Source organism: uncultured Flavobacterium sp. (assembly GCF_951805225.1).
In the GTDB taxonomy this organism is placed as follows: domain Bacteria; phylum Bacteroidota; class Bacteroidia; order Flavobacteriales; family Flavobacteriaceae; genus Flavobacterium.
In genome coordinates, this window is record NZ_OX638201.1 from 676,963 (window position 1) to 699,177 (window position 22,215).

Annotated in this window: 22 protein-coding genes; 12 read left to right on the plus strand and 10 right to left on the minus strand. The window is 32.7% G+C overall.

Annotation, left to right across the window (positions count from 1 at the left end; genetic code table 11):
- Positions 1-68 precede the first annotated feature (68 nt).
- Entirely contained in the window at positions 69-1,193 is a 1,125-nt protein-coding gene (locus WN975_RS02995) for a DoxX family protein (protein ID WP_337965151.1), read from the minus strand.
- Positions 1,194-1,284: 91 nt separating this feature from the next.
- Positions 1,285-1,824 (minus strand): DUF1599 domain-containing protein, encoded by a 540-nt coding sequence (locus WN975_RS03000; protein WP_337965152.1) that lies wholly within the window; start codon positions 1,822-1,824, stop codon positions 1,285-1,287.
- 220 nt (positions 1,825-2,044) lie between these two features.
- Here WN975_RS03000 and folP point away from each other — a divergent pair, with 220 nt between their 5' ends.
- On the plus strand, positions 2,045-2,869 hold the full coding sequence (gene folP, locus WN975_RS03005; protein ID WP_337965153.1) for a dihydropteroate synthase: 825 nt from the start codon (positions 2,045-2,047) through the stop codon (positions 2,867-2,869).
- A gap of 174 nt (positions 2,870-3,043) precedes the next feature.
- Positions 3,044-3,676: a hypothetical protein gene (locus WN975_RS03010; RefSeq protein ID WP_337965154.1), complete on the plus strand. Its 633-nt coding sequence runs from the start codon at positions 3,044-3,046 to the stop codon at positions 3,674-3,676.
- 42 nt (positions 3,677-3,718) lie between these two features.
- Here WN975_RS03010 and rlmH read toward each other — a convergent pair whose 3' ends face one another.
- From rlmH to WN975_RS03045, 7 genes are all read right to left on the minus strand, one after another.
- Positions 3,719-4,192, minus strand: coding sequence for a 23S rRNA (pseudouridine(1915)-N(3))-methyltransferase RlmH (gene rlmH / locus WN975_RS03015; protein ID WP_029269532.1), 474 nt, complete (start codon positions 4,190-4,192; stop codon positions 3,719-3,721).
- Between the two features lie 83 nt (positions 4,193-4,275).
- On the minus strand, positions 4,276-4,578 hold the full coding sequence (locus WN975_RS03020) for an antibiotic biosynthesis monooxygenase (RefSeq protein ID WP_337965155.1): 303 nt from the start codon (positions 4,576-4,578) through the stop codon (positions 4,276-4,278).
- 176 nt (positions 4,579-4,754) lie between these two features.
- Complete coding sequence (locus tag WN975_RS03025; RefSeq protein WP_337965156.1) at positions 4,755-6,170, minus strand: adenosine deaminase; 1,416 nt, start codon at positions 6,168-6,170, stop codon at positions 4,755-4,757.
- A 237-nt stretch (positions 6,171-6,407) separates the two neighbouring features.
- Positions 6,408-6,689 carry a GNAT family N-acetyltransferase gene (locus WN975_RS03030; RefSeq protein WP_337965157.1) on the minus strand — a complete coding sequence of 94 codons (282 nt, stop codon included), beginning with the start codon at positions 6,687-6,689 and terminating at the stop codon, positions 6,408-6,410.
- 6 nt (positions 6,690-6,695) lie between these two features.
- Complete coding sequence (locus tag WN975_RS03035; protein ID WP_099711800.1) at positions 6,696-7,091, minus strand: OsmC family protein; 396 nt, start codon at positions 7,089-7,091, stop codon at positions 6,696-6,698.
- 2 nt (positions 7,092-7,093) lie between these two features.
- Entirely contained in the window at positions 7,094-7,975 is an 882-nt protein-coding gene (locus WN975_RS03040) for a pirin family protein (protein ID WP_337965158.1), read from the minus strand.
- Positions 7,976-8,541: 566 nt separating this feature from the next.
- Positions 8,542-9,642, minus strand: a complete 1,101-nt coding sequence (locus WN975_RS03045; RefSeq protein ID WP_337965159.1) for a DNA alkylation repair protein — start codon at positions 9,640-9,642, stop codon at positions 8,542-8,544.
- 349 nt (positions 9,643-9,991) lie between these two features.
- On the opposite strand from WN975_RS03045, the gene nadC reads away from it, so the two are divergent.
- The 5 genes from nadC to priA all read left to right on the plus strand — a co-directional run bounded on the left by nadC (position 9,992) and on the right by priA (position 15,533).
- Positions 9,992-10,849: a carboxylating nicotinate-nucleotide diphosphorylase gene (gene nadC, locus WN975_RS03050; RefSeq protein WP_337965160.1), complete on the plus strand. Its 858-nt coding sequence runs from the start codon at positions 9,992-9,994 to the stop codon at positions 10,847-10,849.
- An 84-nt stretch (positions 10,850-10,933) separates the two neighbouring features.
- Positions 10,934-11,857, plus strand: a complete 924-nt coding sequence (locus tag WN975_RS03055) for a YihY/virulence factor BrkB family protein (protein ID WP_337965161.1) — start codon at positions 10,934-10,936, stop codon at positions 11,855-11,857.
- A gap of 1 nt (position 11,858) precedes the next feature.
- Complete coding sequence (locus tag WN975_RS03060) at positions 11,859-12,290, plus strand: DUF2147 domain-containing protein (protein WP_337965162.1); 432 nt, start codon at positions 11,859-11,861, stop codon at positions 12,288-12,290.
- A gap of 18 nt (positions 12,291-12,308) precedes the next feature.
- Positions 12,309-13,055, plus strand: a complete 747-nt coding sequence (gene bla-B1-FLAV, locus WN975_RS03065) for a subclass B1 metallo-beta-lactamase (protein WP_337965163.1) — start codon at positions 12,309-12,311, stop codon at positions 13,053-13,055.
- Between the two features lie 27 nt (positions 13,056-13,082).
- Positions 13,083-15,533, plus strand: coding sequence for a primosomal protein N' (gene priA, locus WN975_RS03070; protein ID WP_337965164.1), 2,451 nt, complete (start codon positions 13,083-13,085; stop codon positions 15,531-15,533).
- 1 nt (position 15,534) lies between these two features.
- Here priA and WN975_RS03075 read toward each other — a convergent pair whose 3' ends face one another.
- Positions 15,535-16,233: a LytTR family DNA-binding domain-containing protein gene (locus WN975_RS03075; RefSeq protein ID WP_026729423.1), complete on the minus strand. Its 699-nt coding sequence runs from the start codon at positions 16,231-16,233 to the stop codon at positions 15,535-15,537.
- Between the two features lie 177 nt (positions 16,234-16,410).
- On the opposite strand from WN975_RS03075, the gene rpsF reads away from it, so the two are divergent.
- The 5 genes from rpsF to WN975_RS03100 all read left to right on the plus strand — a co-directional run bounded on the left by rpsF (position 16,411) and on the right by WN975_RS03100 (position 21,420).
- Positions 16,411-16,752: a 30S ribosomal protein S6 gene (gene rpsF, locus WN975_RS03080; protein ID WP_007810575.1), complete on the plus strand. Its 342-nt coding sequence runs from the start codon at positions 16,411-16,413 to the stop codon at positions 16,750-16,752.
- Between the two features lie 5 nt (positions 16,753-16,757).
- The gene (rpsR, locus tag WN975_RS03085) at positions 16,758-17,054 is read left to right on the plus strand and encodes a 30S ribosomal protein S18 (RefSeq protein WP_002987043.1); all 297 of its coding nucleotides are present in this window, start codon (positions 16,758-16,760) and stop codon (positions 17,052-17,054) included.
- 66 nt (positions 17,055-17,120) lie between these two features.
- Positions 17,121-17,561, plus strand: coding sequence for a 50S ribosomal protein L9 (gene rplI / locus WN975_RS03090; protein WP_007810573.1), 441 nt, complete (start codon positions 17,121-17,123; stop codon positions 17,559-17,561).
- Between the two features lie 100 nt (positions 17,562-17,661).
- Positions 17,662-20,838, plus strand: coding sequence for a carboxypeptidase regulatory-like domain-containing protein (locus WN975_RS03095; protein WP_337965165.1), 3,177 nt, complete (start codon positions 17,662-17,664; stop codon positions 20,836-20,838).
- Between the two features lie 108 nt (positions 20,839-20,946).
- Positions 20,947-21,420 carry a DUF6495 family protein gene (locus tag WN975_RS03100; protein WP_099711810.1) on the plus strand — a complete coding sequence of 158 codons (474 nt, stop codon included), beginning with the start codon at positions 20,947-20,949 and terminating at the stop codon, positions 21,418-21,420.
- Positions 21,421-22,215: the final 795 nt, after the last annotated feature.

The following is a 22,215-nucleotide window of genomic DNA, read 5'->3' on the forward strand; positions in this document are numbered from 1 at the left end:
ATGAAATTTAAGTAAAAAAAAAGCTACAAAATAATTGTAGCTTTTTTTGAATATTATGATGTTATTTTTTAAAGATCATATGACACATCAGATAATTTTAAATCGTCAATATCATTATAGTGTACTTTTTGAACAATGGTTCCTTTGTGTATTACAACAACACTTGGATTTGCTCTTTCGACAGTTTTTAAAGCTGTAGCATCGCAGAAATAAAAGTCAACATCTAATAAGCCATATTGTTTTTTAGCTTTTGCAATTTCATCGGCTCCTGAAGCTGTCATTGCAATTACTTTGTATCCTTTTGCTTTAGCATCTTTGGTTAAACCTTGTAATTTTTTCATTCCGTCAGGATTTGACAAAGCTAAATCATAAGTAACGTAAACTAGTAATTTAGGCTCTTTTAATAATTCTGCTTTATAATCAGAATCTTCTTTTACCATCGTAAAATCGTGAATTGGCGGAATATAACCTTCAGTAATTACTTTGTCTTTACGATCAACAAATGTTGCTCCTTCAGGGATATTTGCCAGATCTTTTTCGGTAAATTCTTTATCAACGCCATTTACTTTGTAGATAAAAATCATTTCAACTACAGATTTTGGAGCGCCTTCCGGAATTTCCATTCCTTTCTCGATGTTTGTTCCAACTTTATAAGGACGGAAATCTTTTATAGGATTATGATTCAATACCCAAACTGCCATAAATACACATAAAATTATAGCAAGAAGTGTAACTAAATTAGTTGCCATTTTTGGGAATAAAGGTTTTACCAGCTTTTTATTGATGAATAAAATCACAATAAAGAATAATAAAACAATATCTTTTGTAAACGATTGCCAAGGAGTTAAATGTAAAGCATCTCCGAAACAACCACAATCTTTAACTACATCAAAATAAGCAGAGTAGAAAGTAAGGAATGTGAAGAAAACAATCAATAATAATAAAGCCCAAATCGTAAGTTTAGATTTGTAACCTACTAAAAGCATTACACCCAAAACTACTTCCAGAATTACTAAAAAGATTGCTAAACCTAAAGCTAATGGCTCTAAAAATGGCATATTAAAAACCGGTTCGCTAAAATATTCGGCTAATTTATAAGAGAAACCAACCGGATCATTTAGTTTAATTAATCCTGAAATTATAAAAAGAACGCCGACAAATAATCGGGAGAATTGAGTAATGATGTTTTTCATGGAAGTTATTTTAAAATGTTTTTATTTGCCATGAATGACTCTAATTTGCGATAATTAATTCGCGAAAATTGGTGTAATTCGTGGCGGAATATTATTTTAACGGATTCAATATTAAAGCAAAAACAGAGTAATTGATCATATCCTGATAATTGGCGTCAATACCTTCAGAAACTAAAGTTTTACCTTTATTATCCTCAATTTGCTTTACGCGAAGTAATTTTTGCAGAATCAAATCAGTTAATGAACTTACGCGCATATCGCGCCAAGCTTCGCCATAATCGTGATTTTTGGCTTCCATTAACTCTTTGGTTAATTTAATTTTAGCATCATATAATTCCGTTGCTTTTTCAATATCCAAATCCGGCTGATCAACAACGCCTAATTCTAACTGAATCAAAGCCATAATTGAATAATTGATGATCGCAATGAATTCTCCTTTTTCATCTTCATCAACTTTGCGGACTTCATTTTCCTGAAGACTTCTGATTCGTTGTGCTTTTATAAAAATTTGATCCGTCAATGATGGCAGTCTTAAAATACGCCACGCACTACCATAATCTTTCATTTTGTTGATAAATAAAGTCCGGCAAACCGTAATTACATTATCATATTCAAGGGAAGTATTCTTCATTTATTGCTGTATATTTGCTAAAATTTCTTCAAAAATAAGGATAAAATTAACGAGTTTCAAGTTTCGGGTTTTCTTTGTTTCAAGTTTTTTCTAAACAAATTGTTAATGCCAACAACTAGAAACTGCAAAAAGTTTCAAGTTTCAGGTTTTCTTTGTTTCAAGTTCAAGTGCTTGCGCAATCTACGTTAACCTGAAACCTGAAACAAAAATAACAAAACATATGCTAATTAACTGTAAAGGCCAACTTATAGATTTATCGATTCCTAAAGTAATGGGGATTTTAAATGTTACGCCCAATTCTTTCTTTGATGGCGGAAAATATAAAAACGAAGATGAAATTATTTCTCAAGTAGAAAAAATGCTGTCTGAAGGCGCTACATTTATTGATATTGGTGCTTATTCGAGTAAACCAAGTGCCGAGTTTGTTACTGAACAAGAAGAGATTGATCGAATTGTTCCGGCAATTGAATTGATTCTAAAGCATTTTCCAGAAACTTTATTATCGATTGATACTTTTAGAGCCGAAGTTGCAAAAGCGAGTATAGAAAGTGGCGCAGCGATTATAAATGATATTGCAGCGGGAGAATTAGACGATAAAATGTTTGAGGTTATTGCCAAATATAATGTTCCGTATATCATGATGCACATGCGCGGAAATCCGCAAACGATGCAAAGTCTCACGGAATATGATGATATTGTAAAAGAAATTCTTTTCTATTTTTCTGAGAAAGTAAAAAAGGCGAGAAGTCTCGGTATTAACGATTTGATTCTAGATCCAGGTTTTGGATTTGCAAAAACAACAGATCAAAATTATGAAGTTTTGCAAAAAATGGAACTTTTTAATTTATTGGAATTACCAGTTTTAGCCGGAGTTTCCAGAAAATCTATGATTTATAAAACGTTGAATAATACAGCCCAAGAAGCTTTAAACGGAACAACGTTTCTAAATACAATCGCTTTGACAAAAGGCGCAAAAATCCTTCGTGTTCATGATGTAAAAGAAGCGATGGAATGTGTTACTTTGTTTGAGAAAATGAGTTTTTAATATTAAGAAATCGCGTAGTTTGTTATTTCGACGAAAGAGAAATCTTCGCAAGAAACTCCGTAATCACAAGATAATCGTTGTCGATTTTTGTTGTGAAGGACGGATTGAAATCCATCCCTACAATATGATTTGTTCCTGCGGAACGCTTTATGTAGGATCTAATAAAATATGAATATGAAATACTTTAGCTTAATCTGTTTGTTTCTTCTTTTTTCATGCGAAGAAAAAAAAGACGTTTTACTTCCAAAATCGAATGTTTCTATTGTGAAAGATGTACAAGATCATTCACCAATTTACATTTTCTTTAAAACGGAAGGGAAGGATACGATTGCCGATGTAAACAGAAAAAATAGTATTATTTCGACCAATTGGATTTTCAATATAGACAAACGTTTGCCTTTAAGATTAGTAATTCCGGAAGTAATAAAACTTCAGGAAAAAAAGCGAGCTGAAAAAGCACACAAAAACGAAAAAGCTGAAAACTACTATTCCTACGCAGATTCTATCGGAAAGAATATGGCTTTTTTACCTTTCACGAAAGTGTATTATAAAATGCAAAAACCGAGTAGAGAAAATTTTGTCTTTTATTTTAGAAAAGGAAAAGAATATGTTTTGATGGGAAATAAGGAAATAAAGAAAACAGAAATATTACAGCATTTTTATAGTTTAAAATTTGAAAAAGTACCAAATGTGGTATTTTTATTTGATGAGGATATGAGTTACGAAGAATATATTCAGAATAAAATTTTACTGCAAAAATATGTATCTCACGATCTTGATAAACTTCCAGTAGAATTCATTTTTTAGATAATTTCCGATTAACCAATTCCACAAATAAACGATTAAACATTATTGATGATGATAAGGTTCATTCCTTAAAATCGTAAAACCGCGATACAATTGTTCGATAAAAAATAACCGAACCATTTGGTGTGAAAACGTCATTAGCGAAAGCGAAATTTTTCCTTGCGCTTTGCTGTAAACCGTATCTGAGAATCCGTAAGGACCGCCAATTACGAAAACAAGTGTTTTGATTCCGGAGTTCATTTTCTTTTGTAATTCTTCAGAAAAGCCAACGCTGGAGAAGTTTTTCCCATTTTCATCCAATAAAATCAATTGATCTGTTGGTGTTAATTTAGAGAGAATCAATTCGCCTTCTTTTTCTTTTTGCTGACTTTCAGATAAATTCTTTACGTTTTTGATATCCGGAATAATCTCCAAATCAAATTTGATGTAAAACGACAAACGTTTGGTATAATCGTCAATCAAAGTTTGAAGCGATTTATTATCTGTTTTGCCAATGGCGATAAGTTTGATATTCATTTGTTTGTTTTTTTGCCACGAATTGCACAAATTAAAAATTATTAAAATCTGTGTTCATCCGTTTAATCCGTATAATCTGCGGGCTATTTTTTATTTATAAAAACAGTCTCAAAATGTTCTACAACAGGAAACGGTTCATAATAATGATGCAACATCTTTTTCCATTCCAGATAAGCTTCAGAAGTTCTAAAACCTACGGTATGATCTTCAAGTGTATTCCAATCTACCAATAAAAGATACTTGTTTTCGACTTCAAGGCATTTCTCTAAACGATGCCCTAAATAACCATCAATCGACGAAATATATTGACTTGCTTTTGCAAAATCAGCTTCAAATTGAGTTGCTAAATTTGGTTTTACATAAAGAAATGCGGCTTCTAGGATCATATAAATTATTATTTTTTTATCTGCTCGATCTGTTAAATCTGCGTGAGATAATTTTTTTCTCGCAGATTTAGCAGATTAGGCAGATTTTATTTTAGGTATTCACAAACAAAAAATCTGTGTTAATCTGTTCAAATCAGTTTAGATCTGCGTGCAATTTTCGCAAAGATTCGACATTTTTAGTTCTTAGAAAATTTATCTTCAAAAGTTTTAAATCTTGCATCCAAATCCTTCACTAATTGTTTTTTTACTGATGCATCCTGAATAAAACTATAATTGATACTGTTGTAAACATATTGTTTTATGATTGCATACGAAACATCAGGATATCTTTTTGCTAATAAAACATATTGTTCCGTCATATTTGTTCTTAAGATTCCGGCGTCGTCTGTACTGATTACAATTGGAACATTAAATTCTTTGTAAAGCGTAAACGGATGTCTGTTTTCTTTTACTTTCAAAATGAATTCATTACTCGTCAAATTAATCTCAATCGGAATGTTATTTTTTGCCATATAACGCAACAAATCGTATGAATTTGCTTCGTAAGCGATATCAACTCCGTGACCAATTCTGTTTGCTCCGGCAATATGGATCGCATCGTTTATATGCCATGTTAAATCTTCTGGCTGAACTAATCCTAAAGTTAATTCTCCCGCGTGAAGCGTATATTTTACGTCTGGATATTTAGAATGACAGTATTTAAACATCACCATATGTAACCAATAATCTTTCATAGAGTTTTCGCCGTGTTCCGGAGAAACAATGTTTACACCCGCAACCAATTTACTGTCGTTTGCCGAGATAAAAGCGATTGTCAGATTTTTGAATAAATCGACCGGATCCATAAAACGAAGTACAAAATTTTGATAACGCATTGTAAAACGGTCATCGTCAATTTTTAAATCTTTATGAAGTTTTGCTATGAAATTAGTATTGAAATCTGCAGCATATTTTTTGGCATCTTTTTGCTGAAGAGATTTATGCAATTCGTCTAAAAGTTTTAGAACTGCTTTTTCATCTTTCTGACTTGCTGCCTGACGTAATTTAGTGTTGAAATCTGATAAGTCAGAAACATTCATATCACACGGAATCGTTGATAATTGAGTTTCGATATAACTTACATTTTCAGCAAGGGCACGTTTTTTTAATTCTAACATTCCTTCGGCAAAATGACCTTGAATTGTAGTTTCGAATTTCATAAAAGAGTCAAAAAACAAATCGTCAGAAGGTACAGAACCATTATAATCTTTAACAGACCAGGTTTGCATTACTTGTTGCTCGTATTGTTCTAGTTTTCCGTTGTTTTTAAGAGAAGAAAATGTTTCCCAATTGCCAGTTGCAGGTTTTGTTTTAGAAACTGCCATCGTTTCTAAATTCAAATAAAAATCTTCTGCAATTGCTCTTTCCAAAAGAGGTTCTGCATAAACGGATCCTGAAAAATGATGGTGTAAATCGCCGCCTTTTGGCATTTGTTGAAAGAAAGCTGTTAAGAGAGCTTCGTTATTTCTGATCTTTTGTAAATAATTTTCAGCCGTTTGAGAAAAGCCGATTTGTGCTATGAAAATACAGAAAAGTGTAATTATCCTCGTCATACTCTAAGTTTAAATTACATGCAAATATAAGAGTTTTTGAGGAGATTTGAAAATTCAATTTTTTGATGTTGAGATTTAACCGCAAAGAACGCAAGTTTTTTTATCTGCCAGACTTAATACAAACGCAAAGTTCGCAAAGCTTTGTCTAAAAAACTTTGCGAACTTTGCGTAATTCTTTGCGCGCTTTGCGGTTTAAAAAAAATCTTAGAATCTTAGTAACTCAGAACCTCAGTACCTTTAAGAAAGTACATCTCGAATTTCTTCTGTTTTATCAAAAACGCTTTTTGCAAAAGGACAAAGCGGAATAATTTTTACATTGTTAGCTCTGGCGTAATCTACGGCTGCCATAACCAGTTTTTTACCAACACCTTTTCCGTTAAAATCAGGACTAACTTCGGTGTGATCGATGATAAATTTTGAATCTCCAGCCCAAGTATATGTCATTTTTCCAGCTTCTTTTCCGTCTTCTATGGCTTCAAAATAGCCTCTTCTTGTATCGTTTGTTTGTTGAATTTCCATGAATAATTATATTAATGTAGTTTTAATTTCGATTGAATGTGTAAGCGTTTTATGAATTGGGCAGCTATTGGCAATGGTTTCTAATCGTTGTCTTTGTGTTTCGTCGACTTCACCAATTACTTCGATTTTTCGGGTGAATACAGACACACTTCGTTCAGAATCTCTTTCAAAATCAATTTTTACATTTATTTCTGATACGTCCCATTGTTTACGATTTATGTACATTCTTAACGTAATTACGGTGCACGAAGCCAATGATGCTGCCAAAAGTTCGGTTGGATTTAATCCTAGATTTTTACCTCCTAATTCCTGAGGTTCATCGGAGATCAAAACATTTTCGCTTGCTGATGTTATTTCCGTTCGATACAAACGAGTATCTATTTTCGCTGATATTGTGTCCATATTTATTTAATTCTAGGTTGAGGTAAAGGCACAAATTCAGTTTCGCCCGGAACTTTCGGGAAAGTTTGTTCGGTCCAGTCTTTTTTAGCTTTTTCAAGTAGTTCTTTATCTGAGGAAACGAAATTCCAAAAGATAAAATGTTCTTCCGGAAACGGTGTTCCTCCAAAGATATAAACGGTGGAATTTTCGGCTAATTCGAACTCACACAAAGTACTGTCGTTTGTAATAAGAATCTGTTTCGGCTCATAAACGTGTTCGCCGCTTTTAATACTTCCTTCAAGAATATACAAACCGCTTTCGCCAAATAAGTCTTTACCAATATTGATTTTTTTAGCTTCGGTGCTTTTTATTTCTATAAAATATAACGGACTATAAACAGGAACCGGTGATTTTTTTCCGAATGCTTCTCCGGCAATTAATTTATAGGAAACTCCATCTTCTTCCCAAGCCGGAATGTCATCTGCTTCGACATGTGCAAAATTCGGATCCATTTGTTCCAGTTCTTTCGGTAACGCAACCCAAATTTGCAATCCGTGAAGCATTTTATCCGAATGTCTTAAATATTCAGGCGTTCTTTCAGAATGTACAATTCCTTTTCCGGCAGTCATCCAGTTTACGGCGCCAGGTTTTATTTCTAATTCGGTACCTAAACTATCGCGGTGCATAATGCTTCCTTCAAACAAAAAAGTCAGTGTTGAAAGTCCGATATGTGGATGCGGCGGAACATCCATATTTTCGTGATCACTTAAATGTGCCGGTCCCATATGATCGATGAAAACGAAAGGTCCAACAGCTCTTTTTTCGCGGAATGGCAATAATCTGCCTACCATAAAATTGCCAATGTTGGCAGCACGTTCTTCGATAATTAAACTGATATTTGACATGGTTATTTTGATTTGATTTGAAAACAAAATTACAGTTGTGATAGAAATCTGTAACTTAATTTAGATTAAGAAAACTTGTTTTTAGTATTATTTATAAAAGTAAGGAAAATGTGGAATAATTCAAATTCATCATTTAAATATAACAATTTGGTTTTTTTATCATTTTGGCGGAGCAGATCTACAAAGCAAATCGATAAGAATGAACGCGGATGACACGGATTCGCTAAAGTGAAAACGCGGATTTATACGGATTTTTTTATTCTTGCTTTTTATTTCTTTTAAGTTCTGGATCTTTGTTAAACATAATCTACGTCAAACCCGACAGGTTTTTAAAAACCTGTCGGGTTTAATTTTGGTGGAGATTTACTTTGTTATTTGTTTGAAATCATAATTCCTGATAAAACTGAAAGCCATAGCCCCAATAGAAGTGAAAATCCTTTTATGGCGGGGTTCGCCATAAAAGATTGTAATGGATAGTGGGATTAGCTCCTAAAAAAGCTTTTATTGCAGAAATTTAAATGACAAAAATGAGACAACTAATTTGTGATAATTAGTGAAATTAGTATTTAATCTATCAATTCAAATTCCAAAACTTCACTTTCTGTTCCGTTTATGATAATCGACAATTGATGCATTCCAGTATGAAAAACACGCGTTGTAATTAGTTTGAAAGATTGATTTCGATCGACTTTAATTAATTGATTTGGCTGGTAAATTTTTTCACTAATTTTGAAGACTTTTTTAGCCAAATGTCCTTTTGATTTTTTGTAATGAACGGCGTATTCTAAACGAACAGTTTTAGCTTCTTCATTTTTATTATTTAAGTGAAATTGAAACTGCAGATAATCTCCAATTTTTACGATAGGCGTTTTAATTTCGAAAGAAGAAAGTTCGATATTAGTACTTTCTAAACCATAATGACTTAGAACTTCCGGATGTCCTTGTTTTAATAAAGTTCGGCAGCCGTGTTTTATAATTCCGTCAGTTTCTTTGCTGAAACCTTTCCATTTACTGGCGATTTCAAGTACAATTTGCGGATTATCTTTTGTGATATCATTTAGGTTATTGGCAACGCTTCGGCGAACATATTCGGAAGGATCATTTTTTAGGTTTTCTAAAATGGGAAGTATAGAAGTTGGATCTTTCTTTAAATACGGAATCGCCATTGCCCACGGTAATCTCGGACGGCTTCCTTCGCTTGACAATCGGCGAACGTGATAATTTTCATGTAGCGACCATTTGATCATTTCGTCAATCATTTCTTGTTTGTATTTTAAAACGAAAGGACGAACGGCAAATTCGCAGCTTATAAATTGAGTTATGGAAACAAAGGCTTTCGTCGAAGTTTTGAAATCGTCTAAACCGTATATTTCGATATAATCGGCAAAAAATATGAAAGCCAGATTTCCCTCAGTGAAATTGTTTTTCTTGAGATTATTGATGATTTTATCAATTAAAGCTACGGCTTCGGGAAAATTTTCAGGCATAAATTGATGCAAAACAACAGTAGTATGTTTCATGCGATCTTTCCATTCTTTTTGGGCAAAATCGCCTTCATAAATGGTTTCGATAAATTTTTGTTTGTCGAATGTTGGATGCACTTCGGCAACAGCCTGACCAAATTTTTCGTAAAATGTAACCGAGTAAATATCTTTAATTAATCCCATGATTTTGTTTGAATGAACTTCAAAGATATTTAATGTTTCTGAATAAAATGGAGAGATTTAAAATCAAATTTTAACGCATAGATACATAGAATATAAAGGATAAATTGTAGATGGTTTTAAAAAATCAAGATTTTATCACATAGATATTCCCGAAGTATCGGGATGAATTTGAATTGAGTGAAACACCTTTTTATGCAATCAAAAGCTATGTTTCTATGTGTTAGATAATTTTAATACTTTTCTTCCAAATATTTTCAGATATTTTGATGTTTATAAATTTTTGGCAGTCGTTTAACTTTCAAATGCACAAAATATGTCCTACTTTAGCATCTTATAAAATTTAAGAAAAATGATTAGCGAAGTACAATTTCAAACAGAATTAGAACTATTGATTAGTAATGCAATTCGCGAAGATGTAGGCACGGGAGATTATAGTTCATTGGCGTGTATTCCGGAAACGGCGCACGGACAAGCTAAATTATTGGTGAAAGATCAGGGAGTTATTGCTGGTGTTGCACTGGCAAAAAAGATTTTTGAATTTGTAGATCCAAGATTAAAAATCAAGACTTTTATTGAAGATGGAACGCATGTAGAATATGGTGATGTGGTTTTTGAAGTTTCAGGAAGTTCTCAGTCTATTTTGAAGTCAGAAAGAGTGGTTTTGAACACGATGCAACGTATGTCTGCAATTGCAACAAAAACAGCTCAATATGTACGGCTTTTAGAAGGAACCGGAGCTAAAATATTAGATACTCGTAAAACAACTCCAAATTTCAGAGCTGCTGAAAAATGGGCTGTAAAAATAGGAGGTGGAGAAAATCATCGTTTTGCACTTTATGATATGGTGATGCTTAAGGATAATCATATTGATTTTGCGGGCGGAATTACGCTTGCAATTAAGAAAACCAAAGAGTATTTGGCAGGAAATAATCTGGATTTGAAGATTATTGTTGAGGCTAGAAATCTGGATGAAATTCGCGAGATTCTTTTAAGTGACGGCGTTCACAGAATTTTGATCGATAACTTTAATTATGAAGATACTAAAACAGCTGTTGCGTTAATTGGTAAAAAATGCCAAACAGAATCTTCTGGAAATATCAACGAAAAAACGATTCGTGAATATGCTTTATGTGGCGTAAATTATATTTCGTCCGGAGCATTGACGCATTCAGTTTACAACATGGATTTGAGTCTGAAAGCTTTTTAAATTAATTTTTAATTGTTAATTGTGAGTTGAAAGTTATGAGTTTGTAAATCTAAAATCTGAACTCAAAAATCTAAAATTATAAATATGTCTCAAGAGATAGAAGACCGGATTGAAAAAATTCCTGTAGTACGTCATTTAGTCCGGTTTTTAAAAAGAATAAAACTGCCTTGGCTGGAAGGTTTTTCGTTGTACGATTTACTCGAAATGTATACTATTGGTATCATTGACGGTGCATTTTCGTATCATGCGAGTGCCGTTTCTTTTAGCTTTTTTATGGCTTTGTTTCCTTTTGCGCTGTTTATTCTGAACTTAATTCCGTTTATTCCGATTGAAGGATTTCAGCAGGATTTTTTGCAATTTGTGCAACAGGGAGTTCCGCCAAATACATATGATGCAATCAGTAAAATTATCAGTGATATTTTAAATAATAGTCATTCGGGATTGTTGTCGTCAGGATTTTTGCTTTCTATTTTTTTGATGGCAAATGGTATTAACGGAATTCTAAGTGGTTTTGAATCTTCGAAACACGTTTTTGACAAACGAGGTTGGTTTAGTCAATATTTAGTAGCGCTTGCAATATCGCTTGTTATGACAATTATATTGTTTATAACGGTGGCAACAATTGTCGTTTTTGAGGTATTTATTCAAAAAACAATCATTCAGGATGTGTTAAGTGATCGAATTCCGCTGATTATTTTGGGACGATATTTGTTTGTTGTTTTGATGATTTTGATAACATCTTCAATATTATTGCGTTATGGTACAAAACAGTATAATAAAGTACCTTTTATAAGCATTGGATCTGTTTTTACAACCATATTAATTGTTATATCTTCGTTCTTTTTTGGGATTTGGGTTATAAAATTCTCAAAATACAACGAACTTTATGGTTCAATTGGTACATTATTGATTCTAATGTTTTATATTTGGATAAACTGTATGATTCTGCTTTTGGGATTTGAATTGAATGCCTCTATCAGAAAATTAAAACAAAAAAAAAATAAATAATATGAAAAATTGGATGTTAACAATTGGTGTTTTCTTTTTAACCTTAGGTACAATTCAAGCCCAAAGCGTTATTGGAAAATGGAAAACAATTGATGATGAAACAGGTGAAGCAAAATCAGTTGTAGAGATTTATGAGAAATCTGGAAAACTTTATGGTAAGGTTGTAGAAATACTTCGTGCTGATCATAAAAAAGATGCTTGCGTTAAATGTGATGGTGCTGATAAAAACAAACCAATTTTAGGGTTAGTAATTATTAACGGACTTAAAAAAGACGGTGACGAATATAGCGGAGGAACGATTTTAGATCCTACAAACGGAAAAAAATACAAATGTTATATTGCTTTAGAATCTGCTGATAAACTTAAACTTCGCGGGTATGTTGGAATTTCTATTATGGGAAGAACACAATACTGGACAAGAGTGAAAAATTAATTTTTTTTGAAAATAAAAATGCGAAAATTAGCATCGATAATTTTATTTCTGGCAATACTAACCAATAGTTTTGCTCAGTCTAAGAATTCGCCATTACAAATAAGTCATCTTACGGGTGACTTTTATGTTTATAAGACGTTTCATGATTATAAAGGAACATTGATTTCTGCAAATGCCTTGTATCTGGTTACAAATAAGGGAGTTGTTTTGTTTGATGCGCCTTGGGATAAAACACAATTTCAGCCTTTATTAGATAGTATAAAAGCAAAACATCATAAGGAAGTTGTGATGTGTTTTGCGACGCATTCTCATGAAGACAGAGCTGGAGGTTTGGGGTTTTATGGTAAAAAAGGAATCAAAACTTATACTATAAAATTAACAGATCAGATTCTTGAAAAAAATAAAGAACCAAGAGCCGAATTTGTAATTCCAAATGACACAACATTTACGGTTGGACAACATACTTTTGAAGTTTATTATCCTGGAAAAGGTCATGCGTCTGATAATATTGTAGTTTGGTTTAATAAAGAAAAAGTACTTTATGGCGGTTGTTTTGTCAAAAGTATCGAAGCAACAGATTTAGGATATCTTGGCGATTCTGATGTAAAAGAATGGGAGAAATCAATAGCAAAAGTGCAGTCGAAATTTAAAAATCCTAAATATATTATTACGGGACATGATGATTATAAAGATCTAAATTCTTTAAAACATACACTGAAATTGGTTAAGGAATATAATACTGCAAAAACTTCAGATAAAAAATAATCTTTCAAATCTTATACTATCATTTCCATGTTTTTTGTTGAAGTCGTTTTACCACTTTCTCTAGCCAAAACTTTTACTTATCGTATTTCTGAGGCTGAATTTCATTTCATTAAAAAAGGAATGCGCGTTGCGGTACCTTTTGGAAAAAGTAAAATATACACGGCATTGGTGATTGATATGCATCAAAATGAACCGAGTTTATATGATGCTAAAGAAATTCATCAAATACTGGACGAAAAACCTATTGCAACCGAAACTCAGATTAAACACTGGCTTTGGGTCGCAAATTATTATATGTGCGGAATTGGCGATGTATATCGTGGCGCTTTCCCAAGTGGATTATTATTGGAAAGTGAAACGGTTATTTCGCATAAAGTTGATGTTGTTGTAAATGAAAATGAACTTTCTGATGAGGAATTTTTGGTTTACGAAGCTCTACAACATCAAAGCTCTCTTAAGGTTCAGGAGATTATTTCGATATTAAATAAGAAAAATATTCTTCCGACGCTTCAAAAAATGATTGCTAAAGATATCATTGTTTTAGAAGAAGAAATTAAAGAAGGTTATAAACCTAAGTTGGTTCGGTATGTGAAATTGCATGCAAAATACGAATCCGATAATGGTCTTGGAGAATTGCTGGAAGTACTGAAAAGTGCTAATAAACAAAAAGAAATTGTTTTAGCATATTTTCAAATTATGGCTTCTGAAAAGAAACCTATTACGGTAAAAAAACTTGTTGAGGTTTCAAATGCAACTGCGACGACTGTAAAAGCTCTGATTGACAAAGAAATTTTTGAAGAATATCTTTTGCAACAAGATCGTGTTTCTTTTACAGGTGAAGCTTCGGATAAACAATTACTTTTAAGTGAAGCTCAGGAAAATGCTTTTACAGCAATTAAAAATAGTCTTTTAGAAAAAGAAGTTTGTTTGCTTCATGGCGTTACGTCAAGCGGAAAAACAGAAATTTATATCAAGTTAATTGAGGAATATTTAGCAACCGGAAAACAGGTTTTGTATTTGTTGCCAGAAATTGCTTTAACGACACAATTGGTTTCGCGTTTGCGACTTCATTTTGGAGATAAAGTTGCGGTTTTTCATTCTAAATATAGTAATAATGAAAGAGTAGAGGTTTGGAAACAAACGCTCGAAAATTCAGAAAAAGCTCAGATTGTAATAGGAGCGAGGTCGGCTTTGTTTTTGCCATTCAATAATTTAGGATTGTTGATTGTTGACGAAGAACACGAACAGACTTTTAAGCAAACAGATCCTGCGCCACGTTATCATGCGCGTGATGCGGCTATTGTTTTGGCTAATTTTCATAATGCAAAAGTCCTTTTGGGATCTGCAACGCCAAGTATTGAAACTTATTTTAATACACAAACAGATAAATACGGTTTGGTGACGCTTACTGAGCGTTATAATAATGTTCGAATGCCGGATATTGTTTTGGTTGATTTGAAAGACAAACATTTCAGAAAACGAATGACCGGACATTTTAGTGATGTTTTAATAGAAGAAATTACAGAAGCTTTGTCTTTGGGTGAACAAGTGATTTTGTTTCAAAACAGACGTGGATATTCACTAATAATAGAATGTATGACTTGTGGTCACGTTCCGCATTGTCAGCAATGTGATGTGAGTTTGACTTTTCATAAACATAAAAATCAATTGCGTTGCCATTATTGTGGTTATTCGATTGCAAAACCTACGCATTGTCATAGTTGTTCGAGTATTGATTTGACTACAAAAGGTTTTGGTACAGAACAAATCGAGCAGGAATTAATGTCTCTTTTTCCGAAAGCTAAAACCGGAAGAATGGATCAGGATACAACTCGTGGAAAATATGGTTTTGAGAAGATTATTGATTCTTTTAAAAACCGTGAAATTGATATTTTGGTCGGAACGCAAATGCTTGCCAAAGGTTTGGATTTTGATAATGTAAGCTTAGTTGGAATCATGAATGCCGATAATATGCTGCATCATCCGGATTTTAGGGCTTTTGAGCGTAGTTTTCAGATGATGACACAAGTTGCCGGAAGAGCTGGAAGGTCAGAAAAACAAGGGAAAGTTGTAATTCAGACTTATAATCCAAATCATAATACAATTCAGCAAGTTACGATGCATAATTATATAGGTATGTATAAGGAGCAATTGTATGACCGTCAAATCTATAGATATCCGCCTTATTTCAGAATCATAAAACTGACTTTGAAACACAGAGAATTTGAAAAACTTAAAGAAGGTTCAATGTGGTTGTACCAGGTTTTGAGTCAGAATTTAGGGATTCCGGTTTTAGGACCTGAAGAACCTGCAATTAGCAGAATCAGAAATGAATACATCAGAACCATTCTGATTAAGATTCCGCAGAATATGCCGTTAGCAGGTACAAAAAAAACTATTCAGAAAATGTTGAATAGTTTTGAGGCTGTTGCTCAATACAGAGCTATAAAGGTAATTGCGAATGTCGATTTTTATTAAATCATGACGATGTTGACAATGCTTTTACTAAATCTTCTTTTTTGTTTCGGCTAAGCGGAATTTTGGTAATACCAATTTCAGCAAATTTACTGTTAAAGCGTTCTACTTTATCAATATTGATAATGTAGGACTTGTGTACGCGTATAAATTTGTCTTTTGAAAGATCGTTTTCAAAAGATTTCATTGTAGAAAGTACCAGATTGCTGTCGTCTTCTGTAACCACTCTTACATAATCTCCAAAAGCTTCAATCCATTTGATTTTTGCTGTGAAAATTTTAAGTTTTTTAAGGTTACTTTTGATGAAAATATGTTCGCCTTCTTCTTCTTTTACCTCTTTTTTAAGTAAATGCATGTCTATTGCTCTTTTTACAGAAGCATTAAAACGATCTACGGCAATAGGTTTTTGCAGATAATCGGTAGCATCATAATCAAAAGCTTTTAAAGCATACTCGGCTTTAGAAGTGATAAATATAATTTGAGGTTTTGATTTTAATCCGTCAAGGAAGTCAAAACCGTTAATAACAGGCATTTCAATATCAAGAAATATTAAATCGATATTATTTAGAGAGATACAACTTTTTGCTTCTATTGCATTAGAAAAGTCCCCGATTAAGTGCAAACCTGGGTGATTATTAACTAATTTTGCAATAATTGTCCTCTGTATAGAACTATCATCTACAACAACACAGTTTAGTTTCATAACATTTAAATTTAGAATAAATTCAGGATAGCAGTAGTAAATGTATTATTTTTTTGTAAAAAAAACTAGAGTGAGCGTGTATTTTTTGCATTACGACGAATAAAAGTAAAAAAGTGTTGTATATTTAAATTTAATGGTTACTTTTGCACCCAATTTTAACAAATAAATATTGTATTTATGAATCATTATGAAACTGTTTTCATTTTAAATCCCGTTTTATCTGAGGTTCAGGTGAAGGAAACAGTAACGAAATTTGAAGAATTTCTTACTAGTAGAGGAGCTGAAATGGTATCGAAAGAGGATTGGGGTCTGAAAAAAATGGCTTACGAAATCCAAAACAAAAAAAGTGGTTTTTACCATTTATTCGAATTCAAAGTAGCAGGAGAAGTTCTTATTGCTTTTGAAACTGAATTTAGACGTGACGAAAGAGTTATGCGTTTCTTAACTGTAAGTTTAGATAAACATGCTATTTCATGGGCGGAGAGAAGAAGAGCTAAATTAAAATCTACTAAAGCGTAATTATTATGTCTACAATTGAGCAATCTGCAAAAGGAAAAAAAGACGGAGATATCAGATATTTAACGCCTTTAAACATTGAAACTAACAAAACTAAAAAGTACTGTCGTTTCAAAAAATCAGGAATCAAATATATCGATTATAAAGATGCTGATTTCTTATTGAAATTCGTTAATGAGCAAGGAAAAATTCTTCCTCGTCGTTTAACTGGAACTTCATTAAAATACCAAAGAAAAGTTTCTGTAGCTGTAAAAAGAGCTCGTCACTTAGCTTTAATGCCATACGTGGCCGATTTATTAAAATAATTAAAAACTCTAGTCGCTGGTTTCTGTTAAATCAGAACCTAACTTCTAAAATATAAGGACAACAACATGGAACTTATTTTAAAACAAGACGTACAAAACTTAGGATTTAAAGATGATGTAGTATCTGTAAAACCTGGTTACGGTCGTAACTTTTTAATTCCTCAAGGTTTTGCTGCTTTAGCAACTCCTTCTGCTAAAAAAGTTTTAGCTGAAAACCTAAAACAAAGAGCACATAAAGAAGCTAAAGTTGTTGCTGATGCTAAAGCATTAGCTGAAACACTTAAAGCTCTTGAAATTAAACTTACTGCAAAAGCTGGTGGAGAGAAACTTTTTGGTTCTATCACAAACATCGACATTGCTGAAGCTTTAGAGAAATCAGGTAACGCTATTGATAGAAAATTCATCACTAGTGGTATCGTAAAACGTACAGGAAAATATTCTGCTAGCATCCGTTTACACAGAGATGTTATCGTTGACTTACCATACGAGATTATCGCTGAAAAATAACATTTTGTTAACTTCTTGTTAATAAAATATAAAAACCACTCTTAGGAGTGGTTTTTTTTTGTCTAATTTTGAGTTTACCAACTAATTCAAAATCAGCAAAATGAGAAAAAACCTTGCATTATTATTGTGTTTGTTTGCATTAACGGTCGTTACAGGGCAAACAACGACTTCGAGTATTAAGGGTATTGTAAAGAGTTCATCAAATGAGCTTTTACCGGGCGCTTCTATTTTGGCAGTTCATACCCCAACAGGAACTAAATATTCAGCTGTTTCCAATGAAGATGGAAGATTCAGTATTTTGAATATGAGAATTGGAGGTCCGTATAAAATTACGGTGACTTTTGTAGGGTTTCAGAACCAGGAATATACTGATATCAATCTTGATTTAGGAAAGCCTTTTAATCTTGCGGTTCAGTTAGAAGATGCAAGTCAGACTTTAGAAGAAGTGAAAATTGTTTCTAAAGACAAGGTTTTTAAAAGTGGAAAGACTGGAGCCGAAACTACAATTGGAAGACGAGAATTAACGGCATTGCCAACTATTTCGAGATCGGCTGAGGATTTTACCCGTTTAGAACCAACTGCGAGTGGAGGTTCTTTTGGAGGAAGAAATGATCAGTATAATAATTATTCTTTGAATGGAGCGGTTTTTAATAATCCTTTTGGATTAGACGCTGCAACTCCGGGCGGACAAACTGGCGCTCAACCAATATCATTAGATGCAATCGAGCAAATTCAGGTTGCAACTGCGCCTTACGATGTTACCTTGTCTGGTTTTACTGGAGCTTCTGTAAATGCGGTTACAAAATCAGGAACAAATGAGTTTCATGGTACTGCTTATGTATTTTACAGAGATCAGGATTTGACTGGAAATAAAATTAAAGGAGAAAAGATATTTGTACCAACATTAGAACAAACTCAGGCAGGTTTTAGTTTGGGTGCACCAATTATTAAAGATAAATTATTCATTTTTGGAAATTTTGAAATCGACAGAAGAAGTGATTTAGGATCTAATTTCGTAGCTAATAATAATGATGGTGTTACGGGAATTAATGAATCCAGAGTTATGGAATCTGATTTGATTGCGGTTTCGAATGCTTTGAAGGGGTTAGGATATGACACTGGAGCTTATCAGGGTTTTATTCATGAATCGAACTCAAATAAAGGTATTATTAAAGTCGATTGGAATATTAATGATAATCATAAATTGGCGGTTATTTATAATTTTCTTGATGCTTCAAAGGATAAGACTGCGCATCCAACGGCGCTTGGTTTTAGAGGACCAAATGCTTCGATTTTGCAATTTCAAAATTCTGGATATCAAATCAATAATAATTTAAGTTCATTTTTAGCGGAGTTAAATTCAAAATTCAGCGAAAGCGTTTCGAATAAGTTACAAGCTGGATATTCTCATTTTAATGATTATAGAGTTCCGTTTTCGGTTCCTGCGCCAGTAATTACCATTCAGGATGGAGGAGGTTCTAATTATATTATTGCCGGACATGAACCATTTTCGATCAATAATACATTAGATCAAAAGGTGATCCAAATTACAGATAATCTTACTTATACGGTTGGAAAACATGCTTTTACTTTTGGAACTTCTTTTGAGAAATTTGGATTTAAAAACTCATTTAATTTAGCAGGTTATGATAAATTCAGAGGAGCTACAGATCCGGTTCCTTATTATGGTACTTTTAGACCGTATGCAAGTGTGACAGATTTTTTAGCAGATGCGGCTTTACCATTAGCGTCTAGTTCTTTGAGGCAAAATTTTCAACATGCGCAAGATGTTTTTAATACTAAAAGTCAGTTTGAAGTTGGGACTGATGGAGGATGGAAACTGGCAGAATTAAATGTGGGACAATTGGCATTTTATACACAAGATGATTTTAGTGTCAGTGATAATTTCAAATTATCTGTTGGTTTAAGAATTGACAAACCATTATATTTTAATACCGCCGATTTGATTCAGAAGTATATTGATACTGATAATGGAGGCGCGGGTAGAAATAATGATATTGATTATTATGATCCGCAAACGGGTCAGGCTGTTAAATTGATTTCTACAGATTTGCCAAGTGACAGGATTTTGTGGTCGCCTAGAATTGGTTTCAACTGGGATGTAAAAGGTGATGCGACTTCTCAGCTTCGTGGAGGAACAGGAATCTTTACCGGAAGAATTCCTTTTGTTTGGTTAGGAAATCAGGTAAGTGGTGCGGATGACAGCTTTTTGCAAATTATGGATCCGGATTATAAATGGCCACAAGTTTGGAGATCTAGTTTAGGTTTTGATCACAGATTTAAAAGCAATTATATTGTGACGCTTGATTTGTCTTATAATAAAGATATTAATGCGGTACAGGTTCAAAACTGGGGATTAAAACCTCCAACAGGAACTTTGGCTGGTGTTGATAACAGAGCGATTTATGTTGCGGCAGATCATGGCGCAAATAATGCTTATGTAATGACGAATTCGAATAAAGGAAGTGCTTTTAATGCAACGGTTAAAGTGCAGAAGAATTTTGAAAATGGTTTGTATGCAAGTATTGCTTATAATTATTTAAAATCAAAAGATGTAAACTCGATTGAAGCTGAAATTACTGGTGATGCTTTTGCTTTCAATCCAGCTTTAGGAAATGTGAATAATGCTGTTCTTTCGAATTCTAAATATGGAGATAATCATCGTTTTATTGGTGTAGGTTCTAAAAAATGGAAATACGGAAGAGATAAGTGGGCGACAACTGTTTCGGCTTTCTTTGAATATGCTCAAGGCGGACGTTTTAATTATACTTATGGCGGTGATATTAATGGTGATGGTTCTGCTGTAAACGATTTGATTTATATTCCGACAACTGCCGAAATTGCTTTAATGAATTTTAGTGCGCCAGGACAAGGCGAGGCATTTGATAAATTTATTTCGCAAGATGATTATATGAAGAACAGAAGAGGGCAATATGCGGATCGTTACGGTGCTATATCGCCTTGGAGAGGAAGATGCGATCTTAAGCTTATGCAAGATTATAATTTTAGAGTTTCATCGGCGTCAGAGAAAAAAAATACGATTCAGTTTAGTATCGATGTCTTGAATTTTGGAAATTTATTAAATTCAGATTGGGGAGTTGTTCAGGTGCCAACGAGTGTTCAGCCAATTGGTGTGACGGTTGTTGGAAATACTCCGACTTATACGTTTAATAATACGCAAACTAAAACTTTTAGTTATGATGCGAGTTTAACATCAAGATGGCAAGCTCAATTTGGTATCAGATACATTTTTTAGTAAAGCAAAAAAAGTTATAAATTTGCCCTCGCATTTGCGAGGGCTTTTTTTTGGATAATAAAATTTTATCTAAGCTTTTTTAAGAGTGTTTAAACGTAAAAATAAACAATGAAATACGCAAGATTAACAAAAGAGCAATTTGATGAATTGCACGCAGAATTCGCTAGCTTTTTAGCTACTCAGGCAATTGATAAAGCAGAGTGGGATTCTCTTAAATTAAATAAACCGGAAGTTGCGGAACAGGAGTTAGATGTTTTTTCAGATTTAATTTGGGAAGGTGTTTTGTCAAGAGCTGAATTTTTAGAGCATTTTTCTAAAAATCATATCTTTTTGTTTCAATGTTTTGAGGAGCATGTTCAGTCAATAGTGTTGAAATCATTGGTTCCTGAAACAGATTTTCTGACGAAAGATGGTTTGCAATGGCTGAGTGATAATATGTTTACTGAAAACATCGAAATGAAGGTTGGGAAAAAAGTATTTACAGAAGATAGAAATGCATCTATTTTTGAATTGATTCAGCAAGGAGCATTTTTAAGTGATGGACAATTATTTACTCAAATTAATACTATTATTGAGTCTTAATTTTAGTTAAAAGATTTTTAAAAAGGTAAATGATTGATATTAAATTGTTTACCTTTTTTTTATGTTTTTAACTTTTGTTTAGACTTTTGTATTTTTTTTACCCCGTATTTATACCTGTTTTTTTTGAATTGTTTAAGAAATTCACATTTGTATATAAAAATGTAAGTTTTACTTTTCAATTAAGCTTTCTTGCTTCAATTTCAATCGATTACGAGTTTTAAAAAGTAAGTTTTTTTTTACTTTGTTGGAATATTATGAAATATTATGATTTTTTCTGAGATAATGCTAATGGTCATTATTGCCTTAAAACTGTTGGTTTATCTGATATTTTGATGTTTTTGTCGAATAGGCATTTTTGTTAAAATTTAAAATATAGGAATTTTACGCTTGTTTTGTAAGATTGTTTTTTTTAATTTTAGGATAAGAAAGTTAAACAAAATGTTTTTTTGTACTTTTTCAAAAACAACAAAAGCGAAGTTATTTGATTACTTTTTATAGACTAATACAAATTGCAGTTTAATTGTTTTTGCCGAGAAATTTAAAGTTGAAAATTTTACTAATAATTTAATTAGTTTGCTTATGGAATTGACAATTACTTTCTTCATCAAGTTTGCATTAGGTATCCATATTATTTTAGCTTTATTTTTTATTCTTTGGAATAAGATTAAGTTTATTCCCAAACTTGATTTTACTTCTATAGTAAGTTATTTTCAAAAACCTTTTCATTTTAAGATTTTTTCATTTCCTAAACCCAGTGTGTGTTCCAGTTAATGAATAGTATTATTGTGTTTAAAT

Excerpts from the sequence above, each read along its gene's own strand:
- WN975_RS03020 (WP_337965155.1), bottom strand. The coding sequence starts at position 4,578 with ATGATCCTAGAAGCCGCATTTCTTTATGTAAAACCAAATTTAGCAACT.
- WN975_RS03040 (WP_337965158.1), bottom strand. The coding sequence starts at position 7,975 with ATGTCAAATATCAGTTTAATTATCGAAGAACGTGCTGCCAACATTGGC.
- rlmH (WP_029269532.1), bottom strand. The coding sequence starts at position 4,192 with ATGAATATCAAACTTATCGCCATTGGCAAAACAGATAATAAATCGCTT.
- WN975_RS03095 (WP_337965165.1), top strand. The coding sequence starts at position 17,662 with ATGAGAAAAAACCTTGCATTATTATTGTGTTTGTTTGCATTAACGGTC.
- WN975_RS03030 (WP_337965157.1), bottom strand. The coding sequence starts at position 6,689 with ATGGAAATTCAACAAACAAACGATACAAGAAGAGGCTATTTTGAAGCC.
- WN975_RS03045 (WP_337965159.1), bottom strand. The coding sequence starts at position 9,642 with ATGGGATTAATTAAAGATATTTACTCGGTTACATTTTACGAAAAATTT.
- WN975_RS03025 (WP_337965156.1), bottom strand. The coding sequence starts at position 6,170 with ATGACGAGGATAATTACACTTTTCTGTATTTTCATAGCACAAATCGGC.
- WN975_RS03035 (WP_099711800.1), bottom strand. The coding sequence starts at position 7,091 with ATGGACACAATATCAGCGAAAATAGATACTCGTTTGTATCGAACGGAA.
- WN975_RS03100 (WP_099711810.1), top strand. The coding sequence starts at position 20,947 with ATGAAATACGCAAGATTAACAAAAGAGCAATTTGATGAATTGCACGCA.
- bla-B1-FLAV (WP_337965163.1), top strand. The coding sequence starts at position 12,309 with ATGCGAAAATTAGCATCGATAATTTTATTTCTGGCAATACTAACCAAT.
- nadC (WP_337965160.1), top strand. The coding sequence starts at position 9,992 with ATGATTAGCGAAGTACAATTTCAAACAGAATTAGAACTATTGATTAGT.
- priA (WP_337965164.1), top strand. The coding sequence starts at position 13,083 with ATGTTTTTTGTTGAAGTCGTTTTACCACTTTCTCTAGCCAAAACTTTT.
- rpsF (WP_007810575.1), top strand. The coding sequence starts at position 16,411 with ATGAATCATTATGAAACTGTTTTCATTTTAAATCCCGTTTTATCTGAG.
- folP (WP_337965153.1), top strand. The coding sequence starts at position 2,045 with ATGCTAATTAACTGTAAAGGCCAACTTATAGATTTATCGATTCCTAAA.
- WN975_RS03075 (WP_026729423.1), bottom strand. The coding sequence starts at position 16,233 with ATGAAACTAAACTGTGTTGTTGTAGATGATAGTTCTATACAGAGGACA.
- WN975_RS03010 (WP_337965154.1), top strand. The coding sequence starts at position 3,044 with ATGAAATACTTTAGCTTAATCTGTTTGTTTCTTCTTTTTTCATGCGAA.
- WN975_RS03000 (WP_337965152.1), bottom strand. The coding sequence starts at position 1,824 with ATGAAGAATACTTCCCTTGAATATGATAATGTAATTACGGTTTGCCGG.
- WN975_RS03060 (WP_337965162.1), top strand. The coding sequence starts at position 11,859 with ATGAAAAATTGGATGTTAACAATTGGTGTTTTCTTTTTAACCTTAGGT.
- WN975_RS02995 (WP_337965151.1), bottom strand. The coding sequence starts at position 1,193 with ATGAAAAACATCATTACTCAATTCTCCCGATTATTTGTCGGCGTTCTT.
- WN975_RS03055 (WP_337965161.1), top strand. The coding sequence starts at position 10,934 with ATGTCTCAAGAGATAGAAGACCGGATTGAAAAAATTCCTGTAGTACGT.
- rpsR (WP_002987043.1), top strand. The coding sequence starts at position 16,758 with ATGTCTACAATTGAGCAATCTGCAAAAGGAAAAAAAGACGGAGATATC.
- rplI (WP_007810573.1), top strand. The coding sequence starts at position 17,121 with ATGGAACTTATTTTAAAACAAGACGTACAAAACTTAGGATTTAAAGAT.